Here is an 11751-nt window from a genome sequence, read left to right as displayed (position 1 = left end):
TTTAGTGAATTCGGGGCCATTATCTGTCTGCACACATTCAATAGGCATCGGGAAAGCCTGAACGAGATGCACCAGAAATATCATGGAAGAGTAGGTGCTGTGCTCTTCAAAGGCTTCCACATAACGCCAGCGTGAGAATTCATCAATGGCAGTATATTGATAGAAGCGTTTTCCTTTGGCTTCACCAGTCAGGCATGCGGATGGTACAAACTTTACGTCAATCTGGATGCGCTGCCCTGGATACAGCATTTGTTCATAGGGTTTGGGAACATATTTGGGGTTAGGCGGTTTCACCGGAGTCATCCCTATGCGTTTCAATGTACGGTAAAGTCCGGTAATTGAACGGCTATATCCACGCTGACGGAGCTTTACCCAGAAAACCACCAACCCGGCCTCTGGATTTCGACGCCTCATATTCTGAATGAGCTTTAATTCCGCAACTGTATGTGCTTTGGGATGGTGTTTTGGCCTGCGGGATTTATTACGTAAGGACTCCAGTGAACCATCATAACGTTGAAGCCAGCGATATACATATTGGCGATATGTATTGTATTTGATGGCGGTTTTAGTGACGCCATGCTTCAATGCATATTCGACCATAGATCTACGAAATTTCATAACTTGTGTTATACTGTTCATGCGAGATACTCCTTTGGTAAAAGTTTGTTTTGACGAATTAACTATATCACAAGGGTATCTCGCTTTTTATGTTTTCAATGTGTAACACATGTATTGTAATCCTACAATGCATTACAGAGAATGAGATTTTCCGGCTTGCTATTTATCTGGCAGACGAGTATAATAAATCTCATCATGGCCGGTTAGTCAAGCGGTTAAGACGCTGCGTTCTCAGCGCAGAGAGCATGGGTTCGAATCCCATACCGGTCACCAGATAAAAGGTCGCATGGAATGTTGAGTCCTTGCGGCTTTTTTAGTATCTGCTAAATGTTTTTTCCGTATTTGCCGGATGATGAGGAGGTATGGAGTACTTATGCATACGGATGCGATAGAATCTACAGAATCTACAGGAACAAGGGTGGCATGGAAAGCGTTTAAGGAAGCGTTCCCGGTGACATTGCCCATACTGGCCGGCTTCTGGTTTGTAGCCTTTGCCTATGGGATATATATGCATGCGGAAGGGTTTTCGTTCTGGTATCCTTTTCTGATGGCTGCCTGCATATTCGGCGGATCTCTGGAATTTGTCACGGTAGCCATGCTTCTGAGCCCGTTTGCTCCCTTTCAGGCACTGATGGTGGCTCTGATGATTCAGGCCAGACATTTCTTCTATGGTATTGCCATGTTGGAAAAATATGGGCATATGGGCTGGAAAAAACCATTCCTCATTTTTATGATGTGCGATGAAACGTTCGCGCTCAATTATGCAGGAAGCATTCCACGCTCTGTTGACAGAGGCTGGTATATGCTCTGGATTTCCGTGCTTAACTATCTGTACTGGGTTTCCGGGGCTTTGCTGGGGGGACTTCTTGGCAATGTGATTCCTTGGAATATCAAAGGGATAGGTTTTGTTATGACCACCATGTTTGTGGTCATATTCTTGGAGCAGCTGATGAAGGAAAAACAGCACATCACAGCGGTGATAGGTGCTATATCGGCGGTTTTATGCCGGATTCTCTTCGGTGCGGATAACTTTCTGCTGCCGACTATGTTTCTGATTCTTCTGCTGCTCACACTGGGCAGGAAGAAGATTGAAAGGGGATTAGAATGAGTCTGACAGAGCAGATTATAACCATAGTGATGTGTGTGATTGGAACTGTGGTGCCTCGCAGTCTGGCATTTCTGTTGTTCAAGCCGGGAAAAAATATGCCGGCGTATATACGATATCTGGGAAGGGCACTCCCCGCCGCTATTTTTGCCATGCTGGTGGTTTACTGCCTCAAAAATGTCAGCTTTGTCAGTGGATCCTACGGGATTCCGGAAATGATAGGACTGATGGTTACGACGGCAATCCACCTGTGGAAGCGCAATATGATGCTTTCCATGGTGGCGGGAACAGCCATTTATATGCTTCTGGTTCAGGTGGTGTTTACCGGCTGATTCCAGGGAAACCGGATTCTGTTTCTATATGGCAGTAAGGAGGGTATGATGATACATTCAAAAAGAACATGGATTCTTATTGTGGCGGGAATACTTCTTCTGACAGCCATTCTGGCAGGGACTGCAGAGTTATGGGGGAGAAATCTGACAGCACTTTCCGGGAAGGGATATATTGCGGTTATCCGCATTGACGGAGAAATCTATGGAGGTCCTGCAGGGGATTTTCTGTCACAGGGAGGAACTTCCAGTGAAGAAATAATGGCTGAGCTGGAAGCCGCGCGGAAAGATGATAATGCCAAAGCGGTCCTTATCCGGATAAATACACCGGGCGGCTCTACCGGAGCGACCCAGGAAATTGTGGAAGAAATGGACAAGATTAAGAATGCAGGCAAGCCCATTGTCATTTCCATGGGGGATACCTGCGCGTCTGCCGGATACTGGATCGCCAGTAAGGGGGACTACATTTTTGCCAGCCCGGCAACACTGACCGGAAGCATAGGCGTTTATATTGACTATACCAATGTAGAAGGTCTGGCAGGCAAACTGGGAGTAACGGATGAAAAGATTAAGAGCGGAGCTTATAAGGACATGTTGTCTATGTACCGTCCTATGGTGCCGGAAGAACGGACGATGCTGCAGGGCATGGTCAATGATATCTACAACCAGTTTGTTCAGTCGGTAGCCGAAGGCCGGCATATGGATGTCGCAAAGGTAAAGACATTTGCTGATGGTCGTATCATGACCGGCAGAGAAGCTCAGAATCTGGGACTGGTGGATGCTATGGGTAATTACTATGATGCTCTGGACTATGCAGGCGGATTAGTCAATATGGATGGAGATGTTCCGGTTCATACGTATGATGGCGGCGGATCCCTGAGAGGATTTCTGAATGCGGATATGCAGCATCTGGGTACATGGATGGGAAAGGGTTTTGCTGACGCGGTGCGTTCATCTGCTGGCACATCCAGTGTCTCAGTAAGATAAGGAGGAGTCATGAACTATTTTCTGGATCTTGTCTATAATCTGGTAATGAGTCCCCGGATGGCGCTGCGTACGATTACCCGGGGTGAACAGTGGATCTGTGCGGGAATCATCTGGCTGTTTACTCTGTTTGTCCTTTCCTTATCCTCTTTGATTGAAGGGACAGGAATTATTCTGGGATTTCTGCTGATCCTCATCGCGGGCATTACCCTGCTCCTGCTGCAGAGCGCCATTATTCATTATGTTGCTGGACTGGCCGGCGGAAGGGGAACTGCTCGGGGCATTACGGCCGGGCTTATGGCAGATTCCTTTCCTCTGGCATTTGGCGTTTTTGCTTCCCTGATTTCCAAGCTGGGCGGAGAGGCCCTGGCCGGGGCCATAATGATGGTGGCTCTGGCCTGGTGCTTTGTGCTCAATGTGCTGGCGGTCAGCGAAAATTATGGAATGAGCTGGGGGCGCTCGGTACTTATACTGGTAGCGCCGGCAGTTCTGGCTGGTGCCGTGGTCATGGGACTGATCGGTATCGTGACGGTCATGGGAGTTACAGCCATTATGAGTATGGGGTTGTAAGAAAAATAAATCCGGAAGAGGCGGGACATTCTCCCGGATGGGGTTGACTTGCATATTATGGTATAATCAATTAGTGTGCATGATTATGATTGAATAAATGACTGAATAGTGTAAACATAAGCATGATATAAATAAGTGAAGGTTTTATTACTTTCTTTATCTGAAGGAGGATTTAATATGTGCGGTATTGTCGGTTATGTAGGGGACAAAGAAGCGTCAGAATTCCTTATTGACGGACTGCGCCGTCTGGAATACAGAGGATATGATTCCGCCGGAATCGCTGTATTTGACGGAGAAAGAATTAACATCACCAAAAAGAAGGGAAGATTGGCTAATCTGGAAGCCGTACTGAAGGAACATCCGTTGCACGGTCATATCGGTGTCGGTCATACCCGTTGGGCTACACATGGCCAGCCATCGGATGTTAACTCACATCCGCATGGGGACTGCCACAATCACTTTGTAGTGGTACATAACGGGATTATTGAAAATTACATGGAACTTAAGAAGCAGCTCATTGCCAAGGGCCATATTTTCAAGTCTGAAACAGATTCCGAGGTAGTAGCTCATCTGGCAGAAGAACTGGATGACGGAGATTTCTTCTCCACTATCCGCAAGGTAACAACCCGTATTACCGGTACATACACCCTTCTGTTCATGAACAGCGATTTCCCGGATACCATTATCTGTACAAAGAAATCCAACCCGCTGATCATCGGCCTGGGCAAAGGAGAAAATTTCATCGCTTCTGATATTCCGGCAGTTATTAACAAGACCAGACGTATTTTTATTATCAATGATAATGAAATCGCCATAGTCAAGAAGGATAAGGTGTCCGTATTTGATGCCGAAGGACTTCCGGTATCCAAAAAAGTTCAGGAAGTGACATGGACTGCGGAAGCGGCAGAAAAGAACGGATATCCGCATTTCATGCTCAAGGAAATTTATGAACAGCCTAAGGCTGTCTGCGACACCACAACCATTCATGTGGATAAGGATGGCATGGTATGCTTTGACAATCTGAACTGGACTAAAGCGGATCTGGAAAACATTGATAATATCCTGATTACCGCATGCGGTACCGCTTATCATGCCGGCCTTGTGGCTAAGCATTATATTGAACGCTTTGTAAAGATTCCGGTAGAAGTGGATATTGCATCTGAATACCGCTATCGTCAGCCGCTGACCAGCGAACGTACTCTGTGCATTGTAGTCAGCCAGTCCGGGGAAACCCTGGATACTCTGGAAGCGCTTAAGGAAGCCAAGCGACTGGGGGCACGCAGCATTGCGGTAACCAATTCCATCGGTTCTTCCATTGCCAGAGAAGCGGATTATACTATTTACACACTGGCAGGTCCGGAAATCGCGGTAGCTTCTACCAAGGCCTATACCACGCAGCTGGTGGCATTGCTTCTTCTTTCCCTGTATATGGGACAGATTAAGGGCACCATTCGTCCTGAACTGATAAAGGACATCACTTCCGCTCTTCTCACTCTTCCGGATAAGATTACCGAAGTGCTGAAGGAAAAGGACCATATGGAAAAACTGGCTGACAGCTTGAAGGATGCTAAGGATATTTTCTATCTGGGACGTTCCATCGATTATGCCATTGCCATGGAAGGCGCGCTCAAGCTTAAGGAAATTTCCTATATCCATGCGGAAGCTTATGCGGCAGGGGAACTGAAGCATGGTACACTGGCACTGATTACAAAAGAAACACCGGTTATTGCGGTAGCTACGCAGAGCCATGTGGCTTCCAAGATGTACAGCAATATTCAGGAAGTTCGGGCAAGAGGGGCCGAAGTCATCGGCATTGGATATGATGATGATCCGGAACTGGAAAAATATGCGACAGATACCGTCAGAATTCCAAGAGTTGATGAATTCATCGCGCCAATTCTTTCCGTTATTCCGATGCAGCTGCTTGCCTATTTCACAGGCATTAAGAGAGAAAACGACGTAGATAAGCCGAGAAATCTCGCTAAATCTGTAACTGTAGAATAATAAGAAGTATAAAGATGACAGGACAGGAAGTTTATTTCCGCCTGTCATTTTTTTGAGAGTATTCCGGAGAGACCGATCCGTCTTTCCGGAACATGACTTTCATTTGCGTACAGACAGGTTTCCGCTTATACTTAATAAGTAAAAATTTATTCATATGAAGGAGATGGAACCTTTGAATCTTTTAACTTCACTTTTAGCGTTGTTCAATATCGGATTTTTCGGAAATCTGGTGGCAAGACTGACTGGGGCCAATGTGTCTATCCTGTTGTTTTGCGGACTGCTGTTCATGGGAGCGACACCGGTTCAGGTGGCTGGTATAATGGCAACGTATCTGGTATTTATTAAACTGGTGGTCTTCACTCAGGGAAACCGACTGTCCTTTAAGAACTTCCAGATCTTCCGCGGCTGGATTCTCTGGGCGGCTATAGCTGTTTCTGTGGCTGCGCTTTTTGTATATCCGTTTGGCGCGCTGACACTGTTCCTGATGATTTTCCTTCTGGAATTGACCGTCAGACTGGGCGCCCGTGTGCCGGAACCGCTTCGCATTCCGATGAAGACACGGATTATTTATATTCTTATTGGCTCTGCACTTATGACCGGAGGCATTGCGCTGACAACGGTTATCCCGCCGGTGGCCTATATGTATGCAGGTACGGCAGTGGCTCTTCTTATGTGCCTGTTCTTCTGGTGGATTGGTAATGACAGAACCAGACTTAACGGGGCATGGGATTCAATTATTCTGAGCATGTTCCTGCTTACCGGTTTGTTCGGGTTTGACTTCTCTGAATGGTTAATGGATATGCATCGTGAAGAAACCACCCGCAGCCATCTTACCGAAAATCTTCCGTTGGTGGTGATTCCATCTTTCTTTATTGCCATGCTGGTATCCAACCTGTTATTTAACATCTTCCCGATTTCCGGTATTGTGATGGTTATTTTCGGCGCACTCTGCATCCGTCTGTTCGGATTCTATGTTGGCTCCGGCCGCGGCCGTATGAGCCTGGTTGCGCTGGGGTTCACCGTACTGGCAGTCATCTGTGTACTGCTTGTTAATCCACAGCTTACCGGATTTAATAACTATTTTGATAATATGGCTTCTTCTACAGCTTCTTTCAGCTGGAGCTCCATATCCTCTCTGTTTCATTAATTCAGAGAATGCCTTCCTTGCCCTGGGTAAGGAAGGCATTTTTTATTGACATAACCGTGAGAACGTCATAAAAAAACAGTCAGACGGAAAGCCTGCATTCCGCTGTCCTGGTTGTATAGTCATACCTGAAACTGTTAAAATAAAAAAGATTCACTGAGAAATAATAGTATGAGTTTATCTTTCGGGGGATAGTATGGACAGTTTGGTTATTGTGGATTGTCAATATGACTTTATAGATGGAACCTTAGCCTGCAAACACAGCCATGAGGCGGTAGAGGCAATTATTCATTTTCTGAATACGCATGAGGTGAAAGCTTTATATACATCGGACTGGCACAGGCCGTCTAATCAGTCTTTTAAACGGAATGGCGGAATTTGGCCGGATCATTGCGTACAGGGGACGAAGGGAGCAGAGCTTGATTCGGAATTTTCCAAGGTGGAAAAGGAAGAAAACCGGCCAGTGGCAGCTAATCGTTACCTGAAAGGGATAGCGGATGATCATGAGGAATATTCTGCGTTTCTTGGAAAGACTGCGGCCGGAGAGGTGCTGAAAGATGCGGTGTCGCCCCATGTGTATGTGGCAGGCATTGCCTCTGAATTCTGCGTAAGGGAAACCGTATTATCTCTTCTGAAGGCAGGACATACAGTTACTCTGCTGGAAGATGGTCTGGGATATGTTGATCAGCAGGCGCATGAGAAAAATCTGTCAGATCTGAAAGCGCGCGGAGTGAACAGTATCTGATGGCGGAAAAAACGGTAAAAGATACAGGGGAATTTGGATGTATCCGGAAGATTACCCACGGCTTTATCAATCGTCCGGAGTGGGTAAAGCTGGGCAGCGGGGATGATTGCGCAGTATATACCGTTCCGGATGGAATGGATGAACTGATTTCAACGGATACCATGGTAGAAGGCATTCATTTTACGGCAGAAACTATGGGACCGTGTGATGTGGGATTCAAGCTGTGCACATCGAATTTCAGCGATGTGGCAGCTATGGGCGGCCGTCCCTGTGGATTTGTTATTTCGGCGGGACTTCCTGAAAATCTGCCTCTGGCCTGGCTGGAAGCCTGTTACGATGGTATCCGGGAGGCCTGCAGGCGTTATGGGGTAAATTTACTGGGCGGAGATATTACCGGCTCACCTGGGGGAATCATTCTCACGGGTACGGTGACCGGCATGGTTCCCGCAGACACGGCAGTGAAAAGAAGCGGGGCCAGAGCGGGAGATCTGGTCTGTGTAACCGGGCATCCCGGGGATTCCGGTGCCGGGCTGGAAGTTATTTTCCGTAAGGAAGAGCGAAAGTTTCCACGGCTGGCGGAGAAACACAGACGGCCGAAGCCGAATCCGGAGCTGGCCTGGAAACTCAGGGAACTGGGAGCCAGTGCGATGGATGACATTTCCGATGGGTTATCCAGTGAGCTGAATGAGATTTCTCATGCCAGTCATGTCAATATCGTTGTGGATGGAGAGAAGATTCCTGTTTCTGAAGAAACTATACGATTCAGTCAGCTGATTCATCAGGATATTCTTCATTTTCCGCTTACCGGAGGAGAAGATTACGAACTGGTTTTTACCATTCCCCGTTCAGCTGCGCATAGACTGCAGACTTTTTCTGAGGTGCATATCATTGGTTATGTCGAAGAAGGAAACGGTGTTGTACAATTAAAACAGAGGGATACCATGCATATCCTGAAACCAGAAGGATATCATCATTTTGAGAAATAACGGAGGCCGAACTATGTATACATTAGTAATTATCAGACATGGACAGAGTCAGTGGAATAAAAAGAACCTGTTTTGCGGATGGACCGATGTGGATCTTACCGAAAAGGGATTTGAAGATGCCCGGGCGGCAGGCAGACTTCTGAAAAAAGAAGGATATACGTTCGATATCTGCTACACTTCCGTCCTTAAGAGAGCGATTCATACCGCCTACGCGGTACTTGATGAAATGGACTTGAACTGGATTCCGGTGATCAAGGATTATCACCTGAATGAACGTCATTATGGGGCACTGCAGGGAAAGAACAAGACGGAAATGGCTGATAAGTATGGAGAAGAACAGGTGCTGCAGTGGCGTCGTTCTTATGATGTCCGTCCTCCGGTCCTCCCGGATGGAGATGAAAGACTTCCGGAAAATCAGCCGGTATATAAGGAAATCATGAAGACAGTTAAGCTGCCTCATACCGAATGCCTCAAGGATACTGTAGCTCGTGTGGCGCCTTACTTTGAACAGGTCATCAAGCCGGAAATTCAGAAGGGTAAAAAGGTTCTGATTGCGGCTCACGGAAATTCTATCCGCGCATTGATGAAATATATTGAAGATATGCCGGAAGAAGAAATTGTGGGCATTAATATTCCTACAGCCACACCGATGATTTATCATCTTAGCGATGACTTCAGGGTTATTGACCGCTCTTTCCTGGGAGATCAGGAAGCCATTAAGGCAGCCATTGAAGCCGTAAAGAATCAGTCGGCAAAATCCAGTGGAAAGTAAGGGGACGATGGAGTGACATTGCTTAAGGGTGAATCTATTAAGAAACCACAGGGAACCCTTATACTGGAAGGGGGTGCCATGCGCGGCATATTTACCGCGGCGGTATTGGATGCCTTTATGGAACGAGGATATTATTTTCCTGAAATCGCATCTATTTCCGCAGGAACCATGCAGGCCCTCTGCTACTTATCCAGGCAGCGGGGAAGAAACTGTAAGGTGAACCTTACTTATGCGGCGGATAAACGCTATATGGGCGTGTGGCATATGCTGCATGGTGGTTCTTATTTTAATTTTGATTTTATGTTCGGCGAGCTGGCTCACACGCTGGTTCCCTTCGATACGGAAACCTTTATGTCGGCACCGGAGCGTATGATGGCGCTGGTTACCGATTGCGAATCCGGGAAGGTTCGATATGTATGCAATAAGGGGCATAGCTGGGAAGATTACATAAAGGTATGCGAAGCCAGCTGTTCCATTCCTCTGTTTTCCAGTCCTGTGACCATAGGCAGATCCCTGTATGTGGATGGCGGAGTCGGTATGCCGCTGGCGCCGCTGCCAGAAGAGCTGCCTTTTAAGACGGAACGTCCGGTATATATCCTTACCCGGGATATATCGTATCGGAAAAAAAGGGTAGGAAAACTGCAGCATATGATACTTCGTACGCTGCTTGGAGATTCCCTGCGTCGGATAGCGGACATGATGGCTTCTATTCCTGAACGGTATAATGAAAAGGCGGAAGAACTGATTCGCAGGGAACAGAGGGGCGAAGTATTTATCATACGTCCGGATAAGCCGGTGGAAGTTTCCCGGACAGAAAAGGATGTAAACAAGCTGCAGGCATTATATGATGAAGGTCTGCGCATCGGGAGAGAACGTTTTGATGAGATGATGAGGTGGATATTCCATGCATGAACTGATTCTGACAACTCATAGTGTAGAAGAAACCAGAGATTTTGGTATCTTTATCGGAAAACATGCAGAGGATGATCTGTTTATCGCGTTATCAGGAACCCTGGGAGCAGGGAAAACACATCTGGTACAGGGGATTGCCCGGGGACTGGATATCGATGAAGTGGTAACCAGCCCGACCTTCAATATTATGAATATCTTTGAGGGGCGTCTCCCGTTAAAGCATTTTGACTTTTACCGGTTGGACCGGGAAGAGGATTTATATAACATAGGCTGGGATGAATATAGTGTTGGCGGAGTGACTGTGGTGGAATGGGCGGATATGTTTCCCGGATTGATTCCGAAGGAAGCCATCCGAATCACCATAGAGGCTGAATCAGAAACCGTAAGAAAACTGACCATCCAATGGGAAGAACGGGCTCCGCAGAAGTTGGTAAAGGAGATAGAACAATATGTTGCTGGCCATTGATACATCATCATTGGTATTAAGCTGCGCACTGGCAGAAAAAGACAGACTGATAAGTGAATGGACCGTACAGAGAAAACTGACCCATTCGGAACAGCTAATTCCGCATCTTGACAATATGATGAAAGATGCCGGTGTATCCAGAGAAGAAATCACGGCAGTGGCCTGTTCCTTAGGACCAGGATCTTTTACCGGACTCCGTATAGGACTGGCCAGCATAAAGATGATGGCCTGCATATGGGATGTACCTCTTATCGGGGTGGATACACTGGAAGCACTGGCCTGGAATATGGCTGGCGGAGAAGCGTATGCATTACCGATTATGGATGCTCAGCGCGGAAACGTATACGCAGCGCTGTATAGCGTCCATGGTTCCGAAGTTATCAAAGAAGAGCAGGAAACCGTTATTTCCATAGATGAACTGACAGAGAAAGTCAGCGGACTCAGTGTTCCGGTTACCGCGCTCGGCGAAGCGGCGGATAAGTATGCTGGCAAGCTGACAGAAGCCGGTATCACGCTGGCGCCGCCGGCTATCCGCTGCTGCCGCGCCGGAAGTGTGGCTATGGCCGCTTGGAACAAGCTGGAAAAGGGAAAAACGGAAAGTCCGCTTACCGTTACGCCTAATTATATTCGCAGAAGTGAGGCAGAAGTACAGTGGGAACTGAGACACAGGGAAAAATAATCATCCGCCGGGGAGAGGCCCGGGATGCCCAGGCGATTTACCGCATTGGGACCCTGTGCTTTACTGATGCCTGGAGGGAAGAAACGGTAGCCCATGATCTGGCGCAGCCGCTCAGCCGTTACTGGGTAGCGGAAGTCAATCATCAGGTGGCGGCCTTTGCTTGTTTCTGGTTTGTAGTGGATGAGCTGCAGCTCGTCAATATAGGGGTGGAACCTGCCATGCGCCGGATGGGCATAGCGGAGAGACTTCTCCGGAGCGGAATGGAAGAGGCAAAAAAGTGCGGGCTCACACATATGTCACTGGAAGTGCGGATAGGAAATCTGCCGGCTCAGCATTTATATAAGAAATATGGATTGGAAATTGCTTCTCTTCGAAAGGGCGCTTATGAGCATCCTGCTGAAGATGGATATATTATGACAAGAACTTTGTAAGGAGGA

General features: G+C 47.4%; 14 protein-coding genes and 1 tRNA gene. 14 read left to right on the top strand and 1 reads right to left on the bottom strand.

The genetic code is table 11. The annotated features are described in order from the left end of the window. Positions 1 to 639 (bottom strand): helix-turn-helix domain-containing protein (locus tag BLQ79_RS04455; protein WP_091364285.1); only part of this gene is annotated, 639 nt, incomplete at its 3' end. Between the two features lie 176 nt (positions 640 to 815). Here BLQ79_RS04455 and BLQ79_RS04450 point away from each other — a divergent pair. From BLQ79_RS04450 to rimI, 14 genes are all read left to right on the top strand, one after another. After that, positions 816 to 891 (top strand) — tRNA-Glu (locus tag BLQ79_RS04450). 100 nt (positions 892 to 991) lie between these two features. Beyond that, a complete protein-coding gene (locus BLQ79_RS04445) occupies positions 992 to 1726 on the top strand; it encodes an AzlC family ABC transporter permease (RefSeq protein ID WP_091364283.1) in 735 nt (244 codons plus the stop codon). After that, the gene (locus tag BLQ79_RS04440) at positions 1723 to 2055 is read left to right on the top strand and encodes a branched-chain amino acid transporter permease (protein WP_091364281.1); all 333 of its coding nucleotides are present in this window, start codon (positions 1723 to 1725) and stop codon (positions 2053 to 2055) included. The genes BLQ79_RS04445 and BLQ79_RS04440 overlap by 4 nt, the downstream gene beginning before the upstream one ends. 48 nt (positions 2056 to 2103) lie before the next feature. Beyond that, positions 2104 to 3039: a signal peptide peptidase SppA gene (sppA, locus tag BLQ79_RS04435; protein WP_234944924.1), complete on the top strand. Its 936-nt coding sequence runs from the start codon at positions 2104 to 2106 to the stop codon at positions 3037 to 3039. A 9-nt stretch (positions 3040 to 3048) separates the two neighbouring features. Then, complete coding sequence (locus BLQ79_RS04430) at positions 3049 to 3606, top strand: YIP1 family protein (RefSeq protein ID WP_091364277.1); 558 nt, start codon at positions 3049 to 3051, stop codon at positions 3604 to 3606. Positions 3607 to 3783: 177 nt separating this feature from the next. Further along, complete coding sequence (gene glmS / locus BLQ79_RS04425; RefSeq protein ID WP_091364275.1) at positions 3784 to 5610, top strand: glutamine--fructose-6-phosphate transaminase (isomerizing); 1827 nt, start codon at positions 3784 to 3786, stop codon at positions 5608 to 5610. Between the two features lie 172 nt (positions 5611 to 5782). Beyond that, positions 5783 to 6757, top strand: coding sequence for a hypothetical protein (locus tag BLQ79_RS04420; protein ID WP_091364273.1), 975 nt, complete (start codon positions 5783 to 5785; stop codon positions 6755 to 6757). 193 nt (positions 6758 to 6950) lie between these two features. Next, positions 6951 to 7499, top strand: a complete 549-nt coding sequence (locus BLQ79_RS04415) for an isochorismatase family protein (protein WP_091364271.1) — start codon at positions 6951 to 6953, stop codon at positions 7497 to 7499. Further along, positions 7499 to 8485, top strand: a complete 987-nt coding sequence (gene thiL, locus BLQ79_RS04410) for a thiamine-phosphate kinase (protein WP_091364269.1) — start codon at positions 7499 to 7501, stop codon at positions 8483 to 8485. Before BLQ79_RS04415 ends, thiL begins: the two co-directional genes overlap by 1 nt. A gap of 13 nt (positions 8486 to 8498) precedes the next feature. Further along, complete coding sequence (gpmA, locus tag BLQ79_RS04405; protein ID WP_091364267.1) at positions 8499 to 9257, top strand: 2,3-diphosphoglycerate-dependent phosphoglycerate mutase; 759 nt, start codon at positions 8499 to 8501, stop codon at positions 9255 to 9257. 12 nt (positions 9258 to 9269) lie between these two features. Next, positions 9270 to 10169, top strand: a complete 900-nt coding sequence (locus BLQ79_RS04400) for a patatin-like phospholipase family protein (protein ID WP_234944923.1) — start codon at positions 9270 to 9272, stop codon at positions 10167 to 10169. Beyond that, positions 10162 to 10635, top strand: a complete 474-nt coding sequence (tsaE, locus tag BLQ79_RS04395; RefSeq protein ID WP_091364264.1) for a tRNA (adenosine(37)-N6)-threonylcarbamoyltransferase complex ATPase subunit type 1 TsaE — start codon at positions 10162 to 10164, stop codon at positions 10633 to 10635. Before BLQ79_RS04400 ends, tsaE begins: the two co-directional genes overlap by 8 nt. Beyond that, positions 10619 to 11314, top strand: coding sequence for a tRNA (adenosine(37)-N6)-threonylcarbamoyltransferase complex dimerization subunit type 1 TsaB (tsaB, locus tag BLQ79_RS04390; protein WP_091364259.1), 696 nt, complete (start codon positions 10619 to 10621; stop codon positions 11312 to 11314). Before tsaE ends, tsaB begins: the two co-directional genes overlap by 17 nt. Continuing rightward, complete coding sequence (gene rimI, locus BLQ79_RS04385) at positions 11287 to 11745, top strand: ribosomal protein S18-alanine N-acetyltransferase (protein WP_091364256.1); 459 nt, start codon at positions 11287 to 11289, stop codon at positions 11743 to 11745. Before tsaB ends, rimI begins: the two co-directional genes overlap by 28 nt. Positions 11746 to 11751 lie beyond the last annotated feature (6 nt).

Source organism: Dialister histaminiformans, from assembly GCF_900103425.1.
Taxonomy (GTDB): Bacteria; Bacillota; Negativicutes; order Veillonellales; family Dialisteraceae; genus Allisonella; species Allisonella histaminiformans.
This window is presented reverse-complemented; position numbering and strand designations above follow the sequence as displayed.